The 21,248-nt window shown below is 38.0% G+C and carries 34 protein-coding genes; 30 read left to right on the top strand and 4 right to left on the bottom strand.

Annotated elements, in window-relative coordinates; genetic code table 11:
• Nucleotides 1–25: 25 nt before the first annotated feature.
• The 3 genes from QA584_RS25530 to QA584_RS25520 all read right to left on the bottom strand — a co-directional run bounded on the left by QA584_RS25530 (nucleotide 26) and on the right by QA584_RS25520 (nucleotide 2,878).
• Complete coding sequence (locus tag QA584_RS25530; RefSeq protein WP_278271919.1) at nucleotides 26–982, bottom strand: TPM domain-containing protein; 957 nt, start codon at nucleotides 980–982, stop codon at nucleotides 26–28.
• Nucleotides 979–2,085 carry a hypothetical protein gene (locus QA584_RS25525; protein WP_278271918.1) on the bottom strand — a complete coding sequence of 369 codons (1,107 nt, stop codon included), beginning with the start codon at nucleotides 2,083–2,085 and terminating at the stop codon, nucleotides 979–981. The genes QA584_RS25530 and QA584_RS25525 overlap by 4 nt, the downstream gene beginning before the upstream one ends.
• Before the next feature lie 118 nt (nucleotides 2,086–2,203).
• Entirely contained in the window at nucleotides 2,204–2,878 is a 675-nt protein-coding gene (locus QA584_RS25520; RefSeq protein WP_278271917.1) for a PspA/IM30 family protein, read from the bottom strand.
• Nucleotides 2,879–3,662: 784 nt separating this feature from the next.
• On the opposite strand from QA584_RS25520, the gene QA584_RS25515 reads away from it, so the two are divergent.
• On the top strand, nucleotides 3,663–4,700 hold the full coding sequence (locus QA584_RS25515; RefSeq protein WP_278271916.1) for a LacI family DNA-binding transcriptional regulator: 1,038 nt from the start codon (nucleotides 3,663–3,665) through the stop codon (nucleotides 4,698–4,700).
• 289 nt (nucleotides 4,701–4,989) lie between these two features.
• Nucleotides 4,990–5,868 (top strand): class I SAM-dependent methyltransferase, encoded by an 879-nt coding sequence (locus QA584_RS25510; protein WP_278271915.1) that lies wholly within the window; start codon nucleotides 4,990–4,992, stop codon nucleotides 5,866–5,868.
• 13 nt (nucleotides 5,869–5,881) lie between these two features.
• On the opposite strand, the gene QA584_RS25505 is transcribed toward QA584_RS25510, so the two are convergent.
• Nucleotides 5,882–6,598, bottom strand: coding sequence for a GNAT family N-acetyltransferase (locus QA584_RS25505; protein ID WP_278271914.1), 717 nt, complete (start codon nucleotides 6,596–6,598; stop codon nucleotides 5,882–5,884).
• A gap of 133 nt (nucleotides 6,599–6,731) precedes the next feature.
• On the opposite strand from QA584_RS25505, the gene QA584_RS25500 reads away from it, so the two are divergent.
• The 28 genes from QA584_RS25500 (at nucleotide 6,732) to rpmJ (ending at nucleotide 21,103) form a co-directional block, all read left to right on the top strand.
• Complete coding sequence (locus QA584_RS25500; protein WP_278271913.1) at nucleotides 6,732–7,184, top strand: VOC family protein; 453 nt, start codon at nucleotides 6,732–6,734, stop codon at nucleotides 7,182–7,184.
• A gap of 399 nt (nucleotides 7,185–7,583) precedes the next feature.
• The gene (rpsJ, locus tag QA584_RS25495) at nucleotides 7,584–7,895 is read left to right on the top strand and encodes a 30S ribosomal protein S10 (protein ID WP_161837418.1); all 312 of its coding nucleotides are present in this window, start codon (nucleotides 7,584–7,586) and stop codon (nucleotides 7,893–7,895) included.
• A 161-nt stretch (nucleotides 7,896–8,056) separates the two neighbouring features.
• The gene (gene rplC, locus QA584_RS25490) at nucleotides 8,057–8,689 is read left to right on the top strand and encodes a 50S ribosomal protein L3 (RefSeq protein ID WP_278271912.1); all 633 of its coding nucleotides are present in this window, start codon (nucleotides 8,057–8,059) and stop codon (nucleotides 8,687–8,689) included.
• Nucleotides 8,690–8,716: 27 nt separating this feature from the next.
• Entirely contained in the window at nucleotides 8,717–9,337 is a 621-nt protein-coding gene (gene rplD / locus QA584_RS25485; protein ID WP_278271911.1) for a 50S ribosomal protein L4, read from the top strand.
• Complete coding sequence (gene rplW / locus QA584_RS25480) at nucleotides 9,337–9,636, top strand: 50S ribosomal protein L23 (RefSeq protein WP_278271910.1); 300 nt, start codon at nucleotides 9,337–9,339, stop codon at nucleotides 9,634–9,636. The genes rplD and rplW overlap by 1 nt, the downstream gene beginning before the upstream one ends.
• Nucleotides 9,637–9,712: 76 nt before the next feature.
• On the top strand, nucleotides 9,713–10,555 hold the full coding sequence (gene rplB, locus QA584_RS25475; RefSeq protein WP_278271909.1) for a 50S ribosomal protein L2: 843 nt from the start codon (nucleotides 9,713–9,715) through the stop codon (nucleotides 10,553–10,555).
• 17 nt (nucleotides 10,556–10,572) lie between these two features.
• The gene (rpsS, locus tag QA584_RS25470; RefSeq protein WP_278271908.1) at nucleotides 10,573–10,851 is read left to right on the top strand and encodes a 30S ribosomal protein S19; all 279 of its coding nucleotides are present in this window, start codon (nucleotides 10,573–10,575) and stop codon (nucleotides 10,849–10,851) included.
• A 31-nt stretch (nucleotides 10,852–10,882) separates the two neighbouring features.
• Entirely contained in the window at nucleotides 10,883–11,269 is a 387-nt protein-coding gene (gene rplV / locus QA584_RS25465; RefSeq protein WP_278271907.1) for a 50S ribosomal protein L22, read from the top strand.
• Nucleotides 11,270–11,280: 11 nt separating this feature from the next.
• Entirely contained in the window at nucleotides 11,281–11,937 is a 657-nt protein-coding gene (gene rpsC / locus QA584_RS25460) for a 30S ribosomal protein S3 (RefSeq protein WP_278271906.1), read from the top strand.
• Entirely contained in the window at nucleotides 11,937–12,374 is a 438-nt protein-coding gene (rplP, locus tag QA584_RS25455) for a 50S ribosomal protein L16 (protein WP_278271905.1), read from the top strand. The genes rpsC and rplP overlap by 1 nt, the downstream gene beginning before the upstream one ends.
• Nucleotides 12,364–12,573, top strand: coding sequence for a 50S ribosomal protein L29 (gene rpmC, locus QA584_RS25450; RefSeq protein WP_278271904.1), 210 nt, complete (start codon nucleotides 12,364–12,366; stop codon nucleotides 12,571–12,573). Before rplP ends, rpmC begins: the two co-directional genes overlap by 11 nt.
• A gap of 35 nt (nucleotides 12,574–12,608) precedes the next feature.
• Nucleotides 12,609–12,863 (top strand): 30S ribosomal protein S17, encoded by a 255-nt coding sequence (gene rpsQ / locus QA584_RS25445; protein ID WP_033169004.1) that lies wholly within the window; start codon nucleotides 12,609–12,611, stop codon nucleotides 12,861–12,863.
• 23 nt (nucleotides 12,864–12,886) lie between these two features.
• On the top strand, nucleotides 12,887–13,255 hold the full coding sequence (gene rplN, locus QA584_RS25440) for a 50S ribosomal protein L14 (protein WP_278271903.1): 369 nt from the start codon (nucleotides 12,887–12,889) through the stop codon (nucleotides 13,253–13,255).
• A 13-nt stretch (nucleotides 13,256–13,268) separates the two neighbouring features.
• A complete protein-coding gene (rplX, locus tag QA584_RS25435) occupies nucleotides 13,269–13,586 on the top strand; it encodes a 50S ribosomal protein L24 (RefSeq protein ID WP_278271902.1) in 318 nt (105 codons plus the stop codon).
• Between the two features lie 24 nt (nucleotides 13,587–13,610).
• Nucleotides 13,611–14,150, top strand: a complete 540-nt coding sequence (rplE, locus tag QA584_RS25430; RefSeq protein ID WP_278271901.1) for a 50S ribosomal protein L5 — start codon at nucleotides 13,611–13,613, stop codon at nucleotides 14,148–14,150.
• A 15-nt stretch (nucleotides 14,151–14,165) separates the two neighbouring features.
• A complete protein-coding gene (locus QA584_RS25425) occupies nucleotides 14,166–14,351 on the top strand; it encodes a type Z 30S ribosomal protein S14 (protein WP_278271900.1) in 186 nt (61 codons plus the stop codon).
• 24 nt (nucleotides 14,352–14,375) lie between these two features.
• A complete protein-coding gene (rpsH, locus tag QA584_RS25420; protein ID WP_278271899.1) occupies nucleotides 14,376–14,777 on the top strand; it encodes a 30S ribosomal protein S8 in 402 nt (133 codons plus the stop codon).
• A 53-nt stretch (nucleotides 14,778–14,830) separates the two neighbouring features.
• Nucleotides 14,831–15,373, top strand: coding sequence for a 50S ribosomal protein L6 (rplF, locus tag QA584_RS25415; protein ID WP_278271898.1), 543 nt, complete (start codon nucleotides 14,831–14,833; stop codon nucleotides 15,371–15,373).
• A 16-nt stretch (nucleotides 15,374–15,389) separates the two neighbouring features.
• A complete protein-coding gene (gene rplR, locus QA584_RS25410) occupies nucleotides 15,390–15,758 on the top strand; it encodes a 50S ribosomal protein L18 (RefSeq protein WP_161837432.1) in 369 nt (122 codons plus the stop codon).
• A 16-nt stretch (nucleotides 15,759–15,774) separates the two neighbouring features.
• Nucleotides 15,775–16,287 carry a 30S ribosomal protein S5 gene (gene rpsE / locus QA584_RS25405; protein ID WP_278271897.1) on the top strand — a complete coding sequence of 171 codons (513 nt, stop codon included), beginning with the start codon at nucleotides 15,775–15,777 and terminating at the stop codon, nucleotides 16,285–16,287.
• Nucleotides 16,288–16,299: 12 nt separating this feature from the next.
• Nucleotides 16,300–16,482, top strand: a complete 183-nt coding sequence (gene rpmD / locus QA584_RS25400; RefSeq protein WP_278271896.1) for a 50S ribosomal protein L30 — start codon at nucleotides 16,300–16,302, stop codon at nucleotides 16,480–16,482.
• A 28-nt stretch (nucleotides 16,483–16,510) separates the two neighbouring features.
• On the top strand, nucleotides 16,511–16,951 hold the full coding sequence (rplO, locus tag QA584_RS25395) for a 50S ribosomal protein L15 (RefSeq protein ID WP_278271895.1): 441 nt from the start codon (nucleotides 16,511–16,513) through the stop codon (nucleotides 16,949–16,951).
• A 3-nt stretch (nucleotides 16,952–16,954) separates the two neighbouring features.
• The gene (gene secY, locus QA584_RS25390) at nucleotides 16,955–18,283 is read left to right on the top strand and encodes a preprotein translocase subunit SecY (RefSeq protein WP_278271894.1); all 1,329 of its coding nucleotides are present in this window, start codon (nucleotides 16,955–16,957) and stop codon (nucleotides 18,281–18,283) included.
• Between the two features lie 458 nt (nucleotides 18,284–18,741).
• Nucleotides 18,742–19,386, top strand: coding sequence for an adenylate kinase (locus QA584_RS25385; RefSeq protein WP_278271893.1), 645 nt, complete (start codon nucleotides 18,742–18,744; stop codon nucleotides 19,384–19,386).
• A 64-nt stretch (nucleotides 19,387–19,450) separates the two neighbouring features.
• Nucleotides 19,451–20,206: a type I methionyl aminopeptidase gene (gene map / locus QA584_RS25380; protein WP_278271892.1), complete on the top strand. Its 756-nt coding sequence runs from the start codon at nucleotides 19,451–19,453 to the stop codon at nucleotides 20,204–20,206.
• Nucleotides 20,207–20,319: 113 nt separating this feature from the next.
• Nucleotides 20,320–20,601 (top strand): hypothetical protein, encoded by a 282-nt coding sequence (locus QA584_RS25375; protein WP_278271891.1) that lies wholly within the window; start codon nucleotides 20,320–20,322, stop codon nucleotides 20,599–20,601.
• A gap of 66 nt (nucleotides 20,602–20,667) precedes the next feature.
• Nucleotides 20,668–20,886: a translation initiation factor IF-1 gene (gene infA / locus QA584_RS25370; RefSeq protein ID WP_033168705.1), complete on the top strand. Its 219-nt coding sequence runs from the start codon at nucleotides 20,668–20,670 to the stop codon at nucleotides 20,884–20,886.
• Nucleotides 20,887–20,989: 103 nt separating this feature from the next.
• Nucleotides 20,990–21,103, top strand: coding sequence for a 50S ribosomal protein L36 (gene rpmJ / locus QA584_RS25365; RefSeq protein WP_073285411.1), 114 nt, complete (start codon nucleotides 20,990–20,992; stop codon nucleotides 21,101–21,103).
• The last annotated feature ends 145 nt before the right edge of the window (nucleotides 21,104–21,248 follow it).

Genomic DNA, 21,248 nt, shown 5'->3' with positions numbered 1-21,248 from the left:
TCTATAAAACATAAGGTGCCAAAATTTAAAAGCTTCTGCCGCCGCCGCTGTGGGAGTGACCGCCGCTTGAGATTCCGCCGCCGCCACTGCTTCTGCCGCCTCCGTTGTTATTATCATTGGTAGGTTTTTTAACCCTGGTTGTGGTGGTCCTGATATAATCATCACGGGTGGCAACGATTCCCGAATGCCCCTCATCCAGATAAGTCCGGTTAGAAACGGTAACCCTTCCTCCGGAGTTTGCTGCCATAATACCTACGGCTACTGCTCCTATTATAACAGCAATTGCTACTTGAAAAAAGGTATTATAGAAAATATTATCATCTTTTTCTCCATAATAATCACTGGGACCGGCGTAACCGGATTCCCCGTAATTATTGGAACCAGACCCACCATAATTATTACCCGGACCGGTATAACCAGATTCGCCGGAATCATCAGCCCCTGTAGCAGGGGAAGTATTAACACCCTTATCCTGATTCATGTAATAAGCAGCCTGTTTGGCAAACTCATCCATGGCATCATAATAGCTGCCGTCTTTAAGCAGAGCCACAACATCATCCAGCATATGTTCAATACGGTCATTATTCAGATAATATTCGGCATTTCCGTACCCCTGGATTTCAACACCCCGGTCGTCCTGGTTCATATTAATTAAAATCATTGCGGTATCGCCAAATTCCTTATCAAAACCAAAACCATGCTCATCATAGAAATCTTCCAGATACTCTTGGCGTGATTTATCAGAAAAATCATCGGTTATCATAACAATATCTATTTTTCCTTCATCACCATATTTGGAGCAGATATCTTCTAAGTCTGCTACTTCTTCCGAACTAAACAGCCCATAATTGTCATAGACCTTCTGATCCTCCGGGGCTGCCAGGGCTTTAAGGGGAGCCAAAGCAGTGCCACCTAAAAGTACGGATAGGATAAGAAGTATAAAAAGTCTGTAATATTTATTAATTCTGCCTGTCTGCATCATAATATCGGTCCTCCTGTCAGTACTGCAATGATTTTTAATACTGCAAAGACACCGGCGCTGATTCCGGTAAACCAGGCAGCCATTTTACCGACACTAAGGGGAGGTTTACCTACGATTTTACCAGTCTGACCGTTCATGGCAAAGGTGTGTTCTGATTGTTTATAATCGTAGCAGACCATCCAGACGGGAAGAAGTACATAATCCGCCTGCTGTTCCTTTACCCGGATATTTTTCTGGTTATAAGATGTTGTGGTGTAGCCGCCAATCGTAGATTTAATATAGGTGTCTACAAAATCCGTTACCCGGTCTTCAACCCTGGAAAATAAGGTTTTATCGTCATAATTATACTTTTCTGCCAGATATCCTGCCAAATAAGGCATATTAAAGTCTTTTAAATCGTTATAATGATAAGGCTCTAATTTATCCATTAACTCATCATTCATTTTTTCAGAGGCATCAGCAGGAACCTTTAAGTAATTTAAATTGACCTGCCGGTAGACATGATAATAACTGGTTTCGGTATAGATATAATCTCCCTGGGGATACGTCCGGACCCTGGTACAGGTGGCATCTGCTTCCCCCTGACCATTTAAGTCATAAAGCCAGAAAGGTACATATAATCCGCTAATACTTTTGATACGGTTGGCGGTCATAAAACCTTTTGGAGTCAAGAGACCTTTTTTGCACCATTTTTTAAAAGCTTCCTGTGCCTGCTGTTTATTGATTGTAAATGGAATTACTTTAGCAGGCTTCATGCTGCCGCTTAACCGGTCCGCAAGGACAACTCCGGCACCACAGAAGCTGCAGGTAGTTGCAGTTGTATTTTTATCGGTAATTAATACAGCACCGCAATTCTTGCAGTGGTATTCTGCTGTTTCATTTTCGTCATAGGAATGGAAATCCCTGTCCTTCTCTTTGTGGTGTTCTTCGTGGGAGTGAAAACTGTCCGTACCGGTTTCTGTTTTTGAATCCGTACCTGAACCGGCTTTTTGGAAGGATTCAATGGAGTCATTTCTTCCGCAGCTATCGCAATGGAGCATACCGGAGGTACTGTCATATGCCATGTCGGCTCCGCAATTTGGACATTTATATTGTACTACCATAAACCTTACCTCTTTCTGCTATAGTGATACCTTAGCGCGAAAAACAGCGGCTTAAGTTCCCTGCCGCCATTTTCCTATTGTTATAATTTGATCTCGAATTTATAAGGCTGATTCTTCTTTATTTATTTAAGCTTGCTTTGAGTGCTGCCAGTTCTGCATCTACATCGGAATCGGAAGCATATTTCTTTGTAAGGTCATCAATGGAATTATCTGAGGTAGAGCGGTTTAATTCAGCCATGGCATTTGCCTTGTCAATGGCTTTATCAGCCATTTCTTCATATTTGCTGAAGCTTGCTAAAGAATCATTGGCACTTGCAAAAGAAGAAGTCATCTTGTTAATGCGTTCCTGGGCTTTGGCAACGGATAACTTACCTTTTATCATTTCTCTACGGGATTCCAGTTCGTTAATATCGCCAACTAATTTATCATGCATCTCTCTCATATGAAGCGCATTGGCATGAGATAAATCGTAAGCTTCCTGTAAGCCGGCTAATTTATTGGTTAAGGTTGCTTTTTGTTCCAGGAATTTCTTAGCATCCTCTTCATTATTTGCTTCAAGTGCTTTTATTGCATAAGTCTGCATTTTAGCAACTTCTTCACTGCATTCATCAAGAACCCTTTTTGCACGCTGTTCTTCTGCCATAATGGTAGCGGTTTCAGATTTTACTTTACCCAAATCACTATTAAGATTTCTTAAACACTGATCGATCATTTTTTCTGGATCTTCTGCTTTGTCCAGTAATGCATTAATGTTGCTTGACATAATGTCTTTAAATCTTGTTAAAATTCCCATTGTACAATCCCTCCAACTGTTATTGGCTAAGACGTCTGCTTTTAGCAGATATCTTAAGTTTCTATGTTATTTCCATGTATTGTCTGCTCTTTCAGTTTATATTTTTTTTGTGGTAACGTCAAGTTAAAAAACGGTTAAAATAATGATGAACAGATTAAAACTTGATTGCTTACACACCTTTCTCCAAGCTTTTTTTGACTTCCTGGGTTACTGCAATTACAAAAACACAGCCCCCATACGGACGAGAACTGTATGTAAAAATAATTTATAAATATATATTTATTGATTTGAGAGTCAAAAGCCTCAACTTAATTAATGAATATATATACTGGCTTATTCATTTTACAACCTAAATTAGGCTTTTGACTCTCAAATCATTTATTTCATATTTATGAATTAGGTAAGAATAAAAAAGAAGGGGAAAATGCAATTGACATCCCCAGATGCCTGTTGTAAATTTATTATGTATTAAATTATGTTATATACCTTTACAGTTGTCTGTATTTTTTGCGCAAAAATCGGTGCTTTTTATATTGTGTGTAATTTTCGTGCAAAAATCAGTGCTTTTTATATTGTCTGTATTTTTGAGCAAGAATCAGTGCTTTTTATATTGTGTATATTTTTTGTGCAAAAATCAGCGCTTTTTACGTTGTGTATAGTTTCGTGCAAAAGTCGGTGCTTTTTACAAGGGTACAAGAGAGCATGCTCATAAACCGGTTAAATGGTTATATCAGAATGGAGAAGGTAACCAGCCATTACTTAGAATAAGATTGAGGTGAAGCAAGTGAAAAAGATAACAATACAAGACGTAGCGAAGGAACTTAACCTGTCCCGCAATACGGTTGCTAAAGCATTGAATAACAGCGAAACGGTTGCTTATGAGACAAGGTATGTGGTAATTAAGAAAGCCTATGAAATGGGTTATTCCAAGCTTTCTCAGGTGGTTCTAAATGATTTTAATATTAAGGACAGGCTGGAAAAAACCAAAACCATAGTTGTATTTGCAAGAAGGGAGCTGTCCACCTTTTGGAATCGGATTATTATGGGGATTTCCGATGAACTGAATAAAAATAACTGCAAGCTCCAGTTTAACTTTATCAGCGAAGAGGATGAGGAAAACCACGTCCTCCCTTTGGATATGCAGTCAGAAATGAGTGGAATCATTATATTAAGTGTATTTTGTAAATCATTTTTGGAATTAATAATTAAGAAGAATGTTCCGGTTGTATTTTTAGATGGACCAAGAAATGTACATGAAATCTCTGATTTAGGGGATATCATTTTATTTGAAGGCTATAACAGCACGAGGTTATTAACAGAACAACTGATATCCCAGGGTATGAAGCAAATAGGTTTTATCGGTGATACCACCTACTGCAGGACCATTAAAGACCGTTATGAAGGTTACCTTGCTGCCATGACTGAACACGGGTTACAGGCAGATGATAAGTTTATAATTAATAAACATGTTGAACATAAATATTACCGCCAGGATGAGATTTCTAAGGTACTAGAAAGTCTCCCCCAGATGCCGGAAGCCTTTGTGTGTGCGAATGACGATATTGCCAAAGACACTATGCTCTGGCTTAAGAAAAAAGGCATTAAGATACCAGAGGAGGTTGCGGTGACAGGATTTGATGATAAGGAAGAAGTGGAGCTGTTATCCCCTGCTTTAACCACGGTGCATATCGGCAACCAGAGAATGGGCAGGAGACTGGTGCAGATATTGATCTGGCGTATTGAAAATATGGAATTACCCAAAGAAATTGTTATTATTAATACGGAACCTATAATCCGGGAATCATCACTTAAGAGGAAATAAAGCTGGAATATTGGTTTGCGTTGACAAATGGTTTATTACCTTTATAATAAAATACTGTGTATTTAATTTGACCAGGTATGTTTACTATATTTAATTTTCCATATTTTAATAGAGTATTGGAAGTATATTACGATGCGGAAACGGAGTATTTTAGTAAAGGACCATTATATATAGAAACGATTAAAAAAACACAAATATTCTAAAATCAAATATAGAAAGATTATTAAAGATACAATCAGACAAAGGCTTGGAACCGTTAATAAAAATTTATACTGAAAGAGAGAAAAATATGTGGATTGCAGATGGATGGAAAGATTATGAAGTCATAGATACTTCTTCAGGAGAAAAATTGGAACGCTGGGGTAACTATATATTAGTTCGTCCGGATCCGCAGGTTCTTTGGGATACACCGAAAACCCATACTGGCTGGAAGAAAAGAAATGCCCATTATCACAGAAGCAGTAAAGGCGGCGGAGAATGGGAATTCTTTGACCTGCCAAAGCAATGGCAGATACAATATAAAGATTTAAGTTTTAACCTTCAGCCCTTTAGCTTTAAGCATACGGGATTATTTCCGGAGCAGGCGGCTAACTGGGAGTGGTTTGGTGATTTAATCCGCAGAAAGAAACAGTTAAACCCGGAACGTGAAATCAAGGTATTAAACCTCTTTGCCTATACCGGCGGGGCAACCATCGCAGCCGCCAAGGCAGGCGCTAGTGTCACCCATGTGGATGCCTCCAAGGGAATGGTGACCTGGGCAAAAGAAAATGCTGCACTTTCCGGTCTTTCAGAGGCACCAATCCGATACATTGTTGATGACTGCGTAAAATTTGTGGAACGGGAAATCCGCAGAGGGAACTTTTATGATGCAGTTATTATGGATCCGCCCTCTTATGGAAGAGGTCCCAAGGGAGAAATCTGGAAGATAGAAGAGAGTATCCACCCTTTTGTAAAATTAAGCTCAGGGGTATTAACAAAAGAACCGTTATTTTTCCTGATTAACTCCTATACCACCGGTTTACAGCCGGCAGTACTGGCATATTTGCTGGGAATCGAGATAAAATCCAAATTCGGAGGCATTGTTGCGGCAGATGAAGTCGGACTTCCTGTATCCTCTAATAATCTGATTTTACCTTGCGGGGCGTCCGGACGCTGGTATTCTATTTAGAAGTATAAGGGTTTTACCCCTTATGATATTCTACCCAGTTTACAGAATCCATTTTTTGAAATCCAAGCTTTAATGCCAGATTCATGGATTTTGTATTCTTTTCTTCAATATGTAAAAAAGGTAATTTGCCTTTTAGGCGTACTTTGCGAATTAAATCCAGTGTTACTTCCTGTCCAAGCCCCATTCTTCTGTATTCAGGCAAAACATGAAGGAAACCGATTGCACCGTCATCCTGTGTCATTCCCCAGGCAACCGGCTTGCCCTCCCTTCGAATGCAGGAAGTAACACCTTTCTGTAAACGGTCCAAAACATAAGGAAGAGAAATAAAATCTTTATAATCGGAATTTGTATATATGAACACAGCATCCTCTAATGTTAATTCCGTCATGGAATGCACGGGAAGTGCAACACTTTTATCCTCCGGCAGGATCAGCTTAACGGAGGATAAGATCCATTTGCAGTCCCTGCCCCTGCTGATGACTGGGAGCATCCAGTCCTTAACAGCGGCAAAGCAGGTATCCTCATAAGTCAGTTCTTCTGCAAGCGCAGCCAGTTCTTCTATAGAAGAGGAACTTATGTAGATCCAGTTCTTATCGCTGGTACCTTTTACAAGGATTGTATTGCCATATTGCTTTATGTCGTGGATTTCATAATCTTCTATAAAATTGATGAGATTAATATGATCTTCAATATTTTCTGATAAATGTTTCATTATTCTCTGTGTATTCATTGCCGCTCCTGACTTTACTCATATTAATTAAAGAAAACTCTTGATTGATTCCTATATAAAATAAGGTATAATTTTATTATATATAAAAGAGCATAGAAAGGAAAGCGATAATCTGTGCGGGAGGAATAGCATAATGAATATAAAGTATGTACACACTAACATTATTGCAAAAGACTGGAAAAAGCTATCCCAGTTTTATCAGGAGGTATTTAACTGCAAACCAGTACCGCCGGAGAGAAACCTAGAAGGAGAATGGGTTGATAAATTGACAGGTTTGCCAAATGCACATATAACAGGAGTGCATCTGGCTTTACCGGGGTATGAAGATTTTCTTCCGACACTTGAAATTTTTTCTTATGATAGGATGGAAGAGTATAACCTTAAGAGGATTAACGGTATCGGATATGGTCATCTGGCCTTTCAGACAGATGACGTGGAGGGATTGCTTAAAAAGCTTCTTCATGCCGGAGGAAAAAAGATAGGTGAATTAGTTAAAACGGTTTATCCTGGAAAGGGCACTGCGGTCTTTCTTTATGCGGCTGACCCAGAAGGCAATATCATCGAACTTCAGAGCTGGGAAAAGTAATAATTAATCCCATAAAGCACTGAAAAACACTCTATTTATCATTACTAATACATTGTAATAAAAAAAATAAAATTTTGTAAAAAAATACTTGCATTAATGAAATGCCTGTAGTATACTAATTAGTGCTGTGACATTGATAGCGTAGAAACGTGAGGTTGCTACATAATATGTAGGTTTTCCGTGGAGCGAATGTCAAGTTATGAAACTGGCGACAAGTCACTGTACAAAACAAATCTTTCTGCTTCGGGCAGATAAACGTGGGTAAGTCACGCGTGTAAACTCAGATAGATTGTGCGAGCAATCTGCGTTGCGGGTTTTAATGCTATGACACACACGGTTGAGTGTACAGTCACCGCTTGTCGTACTGCAATTAAGTGCGAAAAGGAGGCGACTTTTTTTATGGCAAGTCAAGTAATGAGAATTACATTGAAAGCGTATGATCATCAATTAATCGATCAATCAGCTGCAAAAATCATCGAAACTGTAAAGAAGACAGGATCAAAGGTGAGTGGACCGGTACCCCTACCTACTAAGAAGGAAGTAATAACAATCCTTAGAGCGGTACACAAGTACAAAGATTCCAGAGAGCAGTTCGAACAAAGAACTCATAAGAGATTAATCGATATCATCACACCTACACAAAAAACAGTTGATGCATTATCAAGATTAGAAATGCCGGCTGGCGTGTACATCGACATCAAAATGAAGTAATTCATTCCTTTGTCAAAAAGAAGTAAAATTAGAAGAAATCCTTTAGGGTTTATATATAGGGAAAAGGTTCGGAAAAGAAACCTGCACCCAAGGTAGACCATCTAGGATGATTACACGAAATGTGTAATCCGCTGTAGATTAAACAGGAGGTGCAATAAGTAATGAAAAAAGCGATTTTAGCTACAAAAGTCGGAATGACTCAGATTTTCAATGAAAATGGAGCGTTAATCCCAGTAACTGTATTACAGGCAGGTCCTTGTGCAGTAACTCAGGTTAAAACAGTTGAAAATGACGGATACAGCGCTGTTCAGGTTGGCTTTGGCGATATCCGTGAAGTATTAGTAAATAAGCCAAGAAAAGGACACTTTGCAAAAGCAGGTGTTGCAAACAAAAAACATCTTAAAGAGTTCAGGTTTGAAAATGCCGCTGATTATACAGTAGGACAAGAAATTAAAGCTGACATCTTCGCAGAAGGTGACAAAGTTGATGTTACTGCAAAATCAAAAGGTAAAGGTTTCCAAGGTGCAATCAAGAGACACGGACAGTCCAGAGGACCTATGGCTCATGGTTCCAAATTCCACAGACATGCAGGTTCCAATGGTGCTGCTACAAGCCCGGGTAGAGTATTTAAAGGCAAACACATGCCAGGACATATGGGTCATGTAAAAGTAACCGTTCAGAATCTTGAAGTTGTCAGAATTGACACCGAAAATAACATTATCTTAGTAAAAGGTGCTGTTCCAGGACCTAAGAAATCTCTGGTAATGTTAAAGAATACCGTGAAAGCAAACTAGAAGCTTTGAGAAAGGAGGAACACACAGATGGCAAACGTATCTGTTTATAATATGGATGGCAAAGCCGTTGGTTCTATCGAATTAAACGATGCTATCTTCGGAGTAGAAGTTAATGAACATTTAGTTCATTTAGCAGTTGTTCAGCAACTTGCTAATAAACGTCAGGGAACACAAAGCGCTAAAACCCGTGCGGAAGTAAGCGGCGGCGGAAAGAAACCCTGGAGACAAAAAGGAACTGGTCATGCAAGACAGGGTTCAACCAGAGCACCTCAATGGAAAGGTGGCGGCGTTGTATTTGCTCCAAAGCCAAGAGATTATTCCTTTAAGTTAAACAAGAAGGAAAAAAGAATCGCATTAAAATCAGCTTTAACTTCCAGAGTAGCTGCTGAAAAAATTGTAGTACTTGAAGACCTTAGTTTTGACGAAATCAAAACAAAGAAAATGGCTGCAGTACTTGGTAACTTAAAAGTAAATAAGGCATTAGTAGTTGTTGGGGAAAAGAATGATAATGTAATTCTTTCTGCTAAAAACATTCCTTCCATCAGGACTGCATTACCTAACTCCATTAATGTATATGACATTTTAAAATATGATACTTTAGTATTAACTAAGGATGCAGTGGCAAAGATTGAGGAGGTGTACGCATAATGGCAGATTTAAAATATTATGATGTTATACTCAAACCGATTATTACTGAAAAAAGTATGAACTCCATGAGCGAGAAGAAATATACATTTTCAGTTCATCCGGATGCAACAAAGAACCAGATCAAAGAAGCTGTAGAAAAAATGTTCCAGGGAACAAAGGTTGTACGTGTTAACACAATGAACTTAGACGGTAAAAACCGCAGACGTGGAAATACAACCGGTAAAACTTCAGCTGTGAAAAAAGCAATCGTTCAGTTAACAGAAGACAGTGCAGAAATCGAAATTTTTGCAGGTCTGTAGTTAAGAGTTACAAATAAATTATGGTGTTTATTCGCCGATAACAGAATAAAATAACTGCTCGAAAGGAGTGCAAAAGATGGGAATCAAAAAGTTTAACCCATATACACCTTCCAGAAGACATATGACTGCATCTGATTTCAATGAAATCACAACAACTACCCCGGAGAAATCCTTAGTAGTATCCATTAATAAAAATGCTGGTCGTAACAATCAAGGAAAAATTACTGTAAGACATCAGGGCGGCGGCTCTAGAAGAAAATATAGATTAGTAGATTTTAAGAGAAAGAAAGATGGTGTACCTGCAACTGTAAAGACAATCGAATACGATCCGAACAGAACAGCCAACATCGCTCTTATCTGCTATGCAGATGGTGAAAAATCATACATTCTTGCTCCGAACGGACTTACCGTTGGAACAGTAATCATGAATGGTGAAACTGCAGAAGTCAGAGTAGGTAACTGCTTACCGCTTCAAAACATTCCAGTTGGTACTCAGGTACACAACATTGAATTATATCCTGGCAAAGGTGGACAGTTAGTTCGTTCCGCTGGTAACGCTGCACAGTTAATGGCGAAAGAAGGAAAATATGCTACACTTCGTTTGCCTTCAGGTGAAATGAGATTAGTTCCTATCATCTGCCGTGCGACAATTGGTCAGGTTGGTAATATTGATCACGAATTAATTAACATTGGTAAAGCCGGTCGTAAACGTCATATGGGTATCAGACCTACTGTCCGCGGTTCCGTAATGAACCCGAATGACCATCCTCATGGTGGTGGTGAAGGTAAGACTGGTATTGGTCGTCCAGGTCCTGTTACACCTTGGGGTAAACCTGCTCTTGGCTTAAAGACAAGAAAGACCAACAAGAAGTCTAACAAACTGATCGTAAGAAGAAGAGACGGTAAAACTGTTAAATAATTAAGGAGGTTAAACCTATGGCTCGTTCATTAAAAAAAGGACCATTTGCTGATGATCATTTATTAAAGAAAATAGATACTATGAACAAAGCAGGTGACAAGTCTGTAATCAAAACTTGGTCACGTCGTTCTACTATTTTCCCTCAGATGGTTGGACATACAATTGCAGTCCATGACGGAAGAAGACATGTGCCTGTATATGTAACAGAAGATATGGTTGGACACAAACTTGGTGAGTTTGTAGCAACTAGAACCTATAGAGGACATGGAAAAGACGAAAAGAAGACAAAGAGATAGAAAGTAATGGTATTGAAAGGAGGTTTCATCCATGGCGAAAGGACATAGATCGCAGATTAAGAGAGAAAGAAATGAGAATAAAGACACCAGACCGAAGGCAAAAGTTTCTTTTACAAGAGTGTCTGTACAAAAGGCTTGTTTCGTTTTAGATGCCATTCGCGGTAAAGATGCCACAACAGCTCTTGGTATCTTAGCTTATAATCCAAGATATGCATCAACTGTAATAGAGAAAGTATTAAAGTCAGCTATTGCTAATGCTGAGAATAATAATGGCATGGACGTATCAAAATTATATATTCAAGAGTGCTACGCAAATCAGGCACCTACTATGAAGAGAATCAGACCTAGGGCACAGGGCAGGGCTTACAGAATCTTAAAGAGATTAAGTCATATCACTGTTGTACTAAATGAAAGATAAGGAGGCAGGTAATGGGACAGAAAGTTAATCCTCATGGCTTGAGAGTCGGAGTTATTAGTGACTGGGACTCAAGATGGTATGCTGAAGCTGATTTTGCAGATAACTTAGTAGAAGACTACAATATCAGAACATATCTGAAAAAGAAATTATACAGCGCAGGTGTTTCTAAGATTGAAATCGAACGCGCATCCGATCGTTTAAAGGTTATCATTTTCACTGCTAAACCTGGTGTAGTAATTGGTAAAGGCGGAGCGGAAATTGAAAAATTAAAAACAGATATTCAAAGATTTACTACCAAGAAATTAATGGTAGATATCAAAGAAATCAAGAAACCGGATATGAACGCTCAATTAGTAGCTGAAAATATTGCCGCTCAACTTGAAAACCGTATTTCTTTCAGAAGAGCAATGAAGTCAACTATGTCAAGAACTATGAAAGCTGGCGCAAAAGGAATTAAAGCTGCGGTTGCTGGACGTCTTGGCGGTGCTGATATGGCTCGTACTGAATTCTATAGTGAAGGAACTATTCCGTTACAGACCTTACGTGCGGATATTGATTATGGATTTGCAGAAGCAGATACCACTTATGGTAAATTAGGCGTTAAAGTTTGGATTTACCAGGGTGAAGTACTTCCAACAAAGGCAAAAAAGGAAGGGAGCGATAAATAATGTTAATGCCAAAAAGAGTAAAACGCCGTAAACAATTCCGTGGCTCCATGGCAGGAAAAGCATTAAGAGGTAATACAATCTCTAACGGCGAATTTGGTCTGGTATCATTAGAACCAGCTTGGATTAAATCTAACCAAATCGAAGCTGCCCGTATTGCGATGACTCGTTATATCAAACGTGGTGGTAAAGTTTGGATTAAAATATTCCCTGATAAACCTGTAACAACGAAACCAGCTGAAACTCGTATGGGTTCCGGTAAGGGCTCATTAGAATACTGGGTAGCTGTTGTAAAGCCAGGACGTGTAATGTTTGAAATTTCAGGTGTTTCTGAAGAGTTAGCCAGAGAAGCATTACGTCTTGCTATGCATAAATTACCGGTTAAGTGTAAAGTAGTTTCTCGCGCAGACTTAGAAGGAGGTGCGGGCAGTGAAAACTAATAAATATGTAGAAGATTTAAAGGTAAAATCTGCAGCAGAATTAAACGAAGAATTAGTAGCTGCTAAAAAGGAACTTTTTAATTTAAGGTTCCAAAACGCAACAAACCAGTTAGATAATACTAGCAGAATTAAAGATGTTAGAAAGAATATTGCAAGAATTCAAACAGTGATTTCTGAAAAAGCTAAGGCTTCTAACTAATCACGGGATCTTAAGTTAGGAAAGGAGAATTTGTTGTGGAAAGAAATCTTAGAAAAGTTCGTACCGGTAAAGTAGTAAGTGACAAAATGGATAAGACAATCACAGTAGCAGTTATTGACCATGTGAAACATCCTTTATATAACAAAATTGTTAAAAGAACTTACAAATTAAAGGCTCATGATGAAAATAATGAGTGTGGTATTGGCGATAGAGTAAAAGTTATGGAAACAAGACCTTTATCCAAAGATAAGAGATGGAGACTTGTTGAAATTATTGAAAAAGCGAAATAAGCTGTGCTGAAAGGAGTAAGGTCATGATACAACAAGAATCAAGACTTAGAGTTGCTGACAATACCGGCGCAAAAGAATTACTCTGCATCCGTGTTTTAGGCGGATCAACTAGAAGATATGCTGGTATCGGCGATATCATCGTTGCGTCTGTTAAAGATGCAACACCAGGTGGTGTTGTTAAAAAAGGTGACGTTGTAAAAGCTGTTGTAGTTCGTAGCGTAAAAGGAGCCCGTCGTAAAGATGGATCTTATATCAAATTCGATGAGAACGCAGCTGTAATCATAAAAGAAGATAAGAATCCAAAAGGAACACGTATTTTTGGACCAGTAGCAAGAGAATTAAGAGAAAAACAATTCATGAAAATCGTTTCATTAGCACCAGAAGTATTATAAGGAGGTGTCGGCTGTGTCTACAATTAAAATCAAAAAAGGTGATAACGTTAAAGTTGTAACCGGTAAAGATAAAGGCAAAGAAGGCAAAGTTATTGCTGTTATGGACAGCAAGGTATTAGTGGAAGGCATAAATATGGTTACTAAGCATAGCAAAGCCAGCCAGTCTAATCCAAAGGGTGGAATAATCCACCAGGAATCACCGATTGATATTTCAAACGTTATGTACGTTCATAAGGGCAAAGTTACCAGAATTGGTTTTACTACCAAAGAAGGTAAAAAAGGCACTGAAAAAGTACGTATCGCAAAATCAACTGGCGAAGTAATCGACTAATTCTAAGAGAGGAGGTCTCATAAGTTGACTAGATTAAAAGAAACTTATTTGAATGAAATTATTGATGGTATGACTAAAAAGTTCGGATATAAGAATGTTATGGAAGTACCTAAATTAAATAAAATCGTAATTAACATGGGTGTTGGTGAAGCGAAGGATAACTCCAAGCTTTTAGATGCGGCTGTTAAGGATATGGAAATCATAGCAGGACAGAAAGCTGTTGTAACAAAAGCTAAGAAGTCTGTTGCTAACTTTAAAATCAGAGAAGGCATGCCTATCGGATGTAAAGTAACCCTTAGAGGCGATAAAATGTATGAATTTGCAGATCGTCTTATTAACTTGGCTTTACCTCGTGTACGTGACTTTAGAGGTGTTAATGGCAATGCATTTGACGGCAGAGGAAATTACTCACTTGGTATCAAAGAGCAGGTTATTTTCCCTGAAATCGAATACGACAAAATTGATAAGGTTAGAGGAATGGATATTATCTTCGTAACCACAGCTAAAACAGATGAAGAAGCTCGTGAATTATTGACATTATTCGGTATGCCATTCAAAAAATAGTTAGGAGGGAATTCCATGGCTAAAACGTCTATGAAGATTAAGCAACAGCGTACAGCTAAGTTTTCAACACAAGAGTACAATCGTTGCAGAATCTGTGGTCGTCCACATGCATATTTAAGAAAATACGGAATTTGCAGAATCTGCTTCCGTGAATTAGCTTATAAAGGACAAATACCAGGTGTTAAGAAGGCAAGCTGGTAGGAAACAAGGAAGGAGGCAAATGACATGACAATGAGTGATCCTATTGCAGATATGCTTACAAGAATCCGTAATGCAAGTACTGCAAAACATGATACAGTAGATATACCTGCTTCAAAGATGAAGACAGCAATTGCTGATATTCTTCTTAAGGAAGGTTATATCAAAAAATATGATATTGAAGAAGTAGATAATTTTAAAACCATCCATATCACATTAAAATATGGTAAAGATAAAAATGTTAAGATTATTACAGGTCTTAAGAGAATCTCTAAGCCAGGTCTTCGTGTATATGCTAACAAGGAAGAGCTTCCAAAAGTACTTGGAGGTCTTGGTGTAGCTATTATATCCACGAACAAAGGTGTTGTTACTGATAAAGAAGCTAGAAAGCTTAACGTAGGCGGAGAGGTATTAGCATTCATCTGGTAGTTAAGAAGAATGGAATACAAGAAGACCTATAACAAATCATAGGAGGTGCGGGCATGTCACGTATAGGAAGAATGCCTATCGCTGTACCAGCAGGCGTAACTGTAGATATAGCAGAAAATAATAAAGTATCTGTAAAAGGACCGAAAGGAACACTCTCCAGAGTGTTACCTACTGAAATGATAATTAAATTAGAAGGTTCTGAAATCATAGTAACCAGACCAAGTGAATTAAAGAAGATGAAATCCTTACATGGTCTTACAAGAACCTTAATCGCTAATATGGTAACCGGTGTTACAGCTGGTTATGAAAAAGTGCTTGAAATCAACGGTGTTGGTTATAGAGCAGCAAAAGCCGGTAAAGAATTAACTTTAACTTTAGGATATTCTCATCCAGTAGTAATGACTGATCCGGAAGGCGTTGAAACAGTATTAGAAGGACAGAACAAGATTACAGTAAAAGGTATTGATAAAGAAAAAGTTGGCCAATACGCTGCCGAAATCAGAGATAAGAAGAGACCGGAACCTTATAAAGGTAAAGGTATTAAATATGCTGATGAAGTTATCAGACGTAAAGTTGGTAAGACTGGTAAGAAATAATTGGAGGTGAAATACAATGGTTAGTAAAGAATCAAGATCTGAAGTTCGTGTAAATAAACATAGAAAATTACGTAATCGTTTCACCGGAACTCCTGAAAGACCACGTTTAGCTGTGTTTAGAAGTAATAATCATATGTACGCTCAAATTATTGACGATACAGTTGGTAATACTTTAGTATCAGCTTCTACACTTCAAAAGGATGTTAAGGCTGAACTCGAGAAAACAAACGATGTGGCTGCAGCAGCATATTTAGGTACTGTAATTGCAAAAAAAGCATTGGAAAAAGGTATTACAGCAGTTGTCTTTGATCGAGGCGGTTTCATATATCAAGGAAAGGTAAAAGCATTAGCAGATGCAGCCAGAGAAGCTGGTCTGGAATTCTAAGCAAGGAGGAAAACACATGAAACGTACAATCGTTGATGCTAGTCAACTAGGCGAATTAGAAGATAAAGTAGTATCAATCAAGCGTGTTACTAAAGTAGTTAAAGGTGGACGTAATTTCAGATTTACAGCTTTAGTAGTAGTTGGTGACAAAAATGGACACGTTGGTGCAGGTTTAGGAAAAGCAGCAGAAATTCCGGAAGCTATTCGTAAGGGAAAAGAAGACGCAATGAAGAAATTAATTACCCTTCCTATCGATGAGAATGGCAGTGTGCCACATGACTACATTGGTAAATTCGGAAGCGCAACTGTATTACTTAAGCGTTCCCCAGAAGGTACCGGTGTTATCGCAGGAGGTCCTGCGCGTAATGTTCTTGAACTTGCAGGGTTTAAGAATATCCGTACCAAGTCACTGGGTTCTAACAATAAACAAAACGTAGTTCTCGCTACAATTGATGGATTAAGTCAGTTAAAGACTCCTGAGGAAGTAGCTAAGCTTCGCGGTATTTCTGTAGAAGATATGTTAGGTTAGGAGGACTTTAAAATGGCAGGTAAATTAAAAATAACTTTAGTAAAATCTACAATTGGTTCAATCCCTAAGCATAAATTAACAGTTGCAGCATTAGGACTTAAAAAACCGAATAAGACTGTTGAATTGCCGGATAATGCAGCAATCAGAGGCATGGTAAACCAGGTAAGACATTTAGTAAAGGTTGAAGAGATATAATTACGAAACAAGTAAGGAGGTGTAATCGATGAATTTATCAGAATTAAGACCAGCTGACGGCTCTAAACACAGTGATAATTTTAGAAGAGGACGCGGACATGGTTCAGGAAATGGTAAAACCGCAGGTAAGGGTCATAAAGGACAGAAAGCCCGTTCTGGCGCACCCAGAGTAGGTTTTGAAGGTGGTCAGACCCCTTTTATCAGAACTTTACCTAAAAGAGGTTTTACAAACAGAAATACAAAAGAAATCATTGCAGTTAATGTAGACAGATTAAACAGATTTGAAGATGGCGCCGTTGTTACCGTTGAGTCATTAATGGAAATTGGTATCATCAATAACCCCAAAGATGGTGTTAAGATTCTAGGAAATGGAGAACTTACCAAAAAGCTTGATGTTAAAGTGAATGCATTCAGTGAAAGTGCAATCGAAAAGATCAAAGCTCTTGGTGGAAATGCTGAGGTGATTTAGGATATGTTTAAAACGTTCCGAAATGCTTTTAAGATTAAAGATATAAGAAGCAAATTAGTGTTTACTTTTATAGCACTGATTTTAGTTAGACTTGGCTCTCAACTTCCTGTACCACGTATCGATCGAGAATACTTCGCACAGTGGATTGGAACTCAGACTTCTTTAGGATTCTTTGATACTTTAACAGGTGGTTCTTTTACAAGAATGTCAATTTTTGCATTAAATATTACTCCATATATTACTTCCTCCATTATTATGCAGCTCCTTACCATAGCGATTCCAAAGCTCGAGGAACTTCAGAAAGAAGGAGAAGACGGTAGAAAGAAAATTGCAGAGTTTACCCGTTACGTGACAATTGGTTTATCTTTAATCGAATCTATTGCTATGGCAATCGGTTTCGGAAGTTCAGGCTTGTTAGAAGGTGGCACCACATTTACGAATGTTGTCATCATCGTAGCATCCTTAACTGCTGGTTCTGCGTTCTTAATGTGGTTAGGCGAAAGAATTACAGAAAAAGGCGTTGGAAATGGTATCTCAATTATCCTTTTAATTAATATCATTGCAAGAATGCCAAGTGATATTACAAACCTTTATAGAAAATTTGTAGCTGGTGCTTCCAATGTAATGAATGGTCTTATCGGAGCTGTTATAATCCTTGTGGTTATTGTTACGGTAGTAGCTTTCATTGTATTGTTACAGAATGCCCAGAGAAGAATACCAGTACAATATGCAAAGAAAGTACAGGGAAGGAAAATGGTAGGCGGTCAGTCTTCCCATATTCCTTTGAAAGTAAATACAGCCGGTGTTATACCGGTAATCTTTGCAGGTTCATTACTGCAATTTCCGATCGTTATTTCATCATTTTTTGGTGTAAGTCCGGCAAGAGCATATTTTTGGCCTAAAGTATTGTACTTATTAAACCAGAATACCTGGTTAAATTTTAAAAGTATAGGCGAATTCAAATATTCAATCGGATTATTGATTTATATTGTATTAGTAATTTTCTTTGCTTATTTCTATACTTCCATTACATTTAATCCAATTGAAGTATCGAATAATATGAAGAAGCAGGGTGGTTTTATCCCGGGTATCCGCCCAGGAAAGCCAACGACTGAATATTTGACAAAAGTTCTTAACCATATCATTTTTATAGGTGCTGTTGGTCTTACCATTGTAGCAGTTATTCCTATTTTCTTTTCAGGAGCTTTTGGTGCAGATGTATCGTTCGGCGGAACATCCTTAATCATTATCGTAGGTGTTGTTCTTGATACAATCAAGCAGATTGAATCACAGATGCTAGTACGTCATTATAAAGGATTTTTAAACGATTAACAGACATAATGAAATTTGCGAAGGCGGAGCCCCTGCTCCGCCATTTGCAGATTATACATTTTTGAAAAACGCTTGGCTTATTCTGGGTTTTTATAAGTAATTCAAGAATATTTAGCCGGATTTTACTGTACAAAGGATATAGATATTAGGGCATTTGAAGGTATCATAACATTCTTTAATATCCTAATCATTATCAGCAGGTTAAAATGAAACGTTTTTAGTTATGGGTTCTGTGCTTAATCCTTTATTCCGGTCATTATGATGACTTATTATGTTTTTGAACATTAGAACAGGTATTATGCATATAAATCAGTTTGAAGGGTCTGCTTACTTATGTAAGCAGAGGATTTATGGTGAAAGAAAATAAAGTCAGGAAGGATGCCACGTTTTGGTTCTTTCACTCCTTAATATTCGTGGCAGTACTGCAGATAGTTTTAAGGTATGCAGTGGTGTAAATAATGAAAATAATTATGTTAGGCGCACCTGGCGCAGGTAAAGGCACACAGGCAAAAAGAATAGCTGAAAAATATACAGTTCCGCATATATCAACAGGAGATATCTTCAGAGCTAACATTAAGAATGGTACGGAGCTTGGTAATAAAGCAAAGTCTTATATGGATCAGGGATTACTGGTTCCTGATGAATTAGTAGTTGACCTTGTAGTAGACAGAGTAAAACAGGATGATTGCGTGAATGGTTATGTTTTTGATGGTTTTCCAAGAACCATACCACAGGCAGAAGCACTTGATACTGCACTGAAAGCAATCAATGAAAAAATTGATTTTGCTGTTAATGTGGAAGTGCCGGATTCCAACATTGTTGATCGTATGTCTGGACGCAGGGCATGCTTAAACTGTGGAGCAACTTATCATTTGGAACATATACCTACTAAGGTTGAAGGCATCTGCGATGTATGCGGCTCTGAGCTGGTATTACGAGATGATGATAAGCCTGAGACTGTATTAAAGAGATTAAAGGTATATCATGAACAAACCCAGCCTTTAATTGATTTCTATAAGAATCAGGGTGTCTTAGTGGAAGTTGACGGAACGAAGGACATGGCTGAGGTATTTAAAGCAATCGTAAGCGTTTTGGAACAATAAAATCCATAGGTGTATGAATTGTAATACATTGATATGCAAGGAATATCAATGCATGGGAGAGATTATGTCAGTTATTATTAAATCAGAGAGAGAAATTGAATTAATGCGTGAAGCTGGCAACATCCTGGCTATTGTACATGAAGAGCTTGAAAAATATCTTAAGCCCGGCATATCTACCCTGGATATTGACAAAAAAGCAGATGAGCTGATCAGAAGCTATGGGTGTATACCATCCTTTTTAAACTATAATGGTTATCCTGCTTCCATTTGTGTATCCCTTAATGAGCAGGTAGTACATGGCATACCGAATAAGAGTACATTTTTAAGAGACGGCGATATTGTCAGTTTGGATGCAGGTGTTATTCATAAAGGCTTTCAATCCGATGCAGCAAGAACCTGGGCAATCGGAGAAATTACCGAAGAAGCCCAAAAGCTTATCGAGGTAACAAAACAAAGCTTCTATGAAGGTATTAAATGTGCAAAAGCTGGCAATCATCTATATGAAATCTCTGCTGCAATTCAAGATTATGTAGAATCTTTTGGTTTTTCAGTAGTCAGGGATCTGGTAGGTCATGGAATCGGTAAAGATTTGCATGAAGAGCCCCAGATACCGAATTTCAGACAAAAAAGAAGAGGTATCCGCTTAGAGCCCGGAATGACATTAGCGATTGAACCAATGGTTAACGCCGGCAGGTATGATGTATACTGGGAAGACGATGATTGGACCGTAGTTTCTGAGGATGGCTCCTTATCAGCACATTATGAGAATACCATTCTTATTACGGAAGGTGAACCGGAGATTTTATCGATACGGTTATAACCGCAATACGTAATAACGGTCAGTTTAAACTGATTTTTCAACTCCTTAGTACCGGCGCCGTAGTCAATGCGTCAATCCGGGAACAGGTAACTATAATTAAGTGGAGATCCGATATGTCGTTATATGAATTCGGCAATATAGCAGTATCCAAGGCTGGCCATGACAAAGGTGAAGTTTTTGTCATACTTAAATCAGATTCTGAATATGTTTATTTGATGGACGGCAAAAACAGAACGTTGGAAAAACCCAAGAAAAAGAAACGAAAGCATATCCAATCTATTCAATATACAGATGAAAAGCTGTCACAAAGATATGCGAATCAAGAGAAGATAATCAATGAAGATGTGAAAAGAGCCATAAAGCTCTATAAAACAAAAAAATGTAGTCATAGTTAGTAGGTAATGATGATGAGTGAAGGAATAAAAGATAACTAAATTTCTTCAAATCATGGAGGTGACATAGTGTCAAAATCAGATGTAGTAGAAATCGAAGGAACCGTAATCGAAAAATTACCCAATGCAATGTTTCAGGTAGAATTAGAGAACGGACATAGAGTATTAGCACATATCAGCGGAAAGCTGCGTATGAATTTCATTAAAATAGTACCAGGCGATAAAGTTACCCTGGAATTATCTCCATATGATTTAACTAAAGGCAGAATTATTTGGCGTGACAAATAATTTCGATAAATTTCAAGTAAATAAATATGAAAATATTACTTGATATATTATTATAACAGTGTTATAATGATAGACGGACTTTTTTTGAAAGGAGTGAATTACTGTGAAAGTAAGGTCATCAGTAAAACCAATCTGCGAAAAGTGTAAGATTATTAAAAGAAAGGGAAGTATCAGAGTAATCTGTGAAAATCCCAGACACAAACAAAGACAAGGCTAATATTCAATAGAAGAGTTGGCTGTTTGACGGCAGTCTTTTATTGTTCTATATAATCTAGTTCTTGCTTTTTGTGTTACAATCTGCATTTTTGCAGTTGTGATATTGTGGGCAGTTTAGTTAAATTGCTTTGGAATCAGACGATGGC

The sequence above is a fragment of the Anaerocolumna sp. AGMB13025 genome (genome assembly GCF_029689925.1).
Classification (GTDB): domain Bacteria; phylum Bacillota; class Clostridia; order Lachnospirales; family Lachnospiraceae; genus Anaerocolumna.
This window is presented reverse-complemented; position numbering and strand designations above follow the sequence as displayed.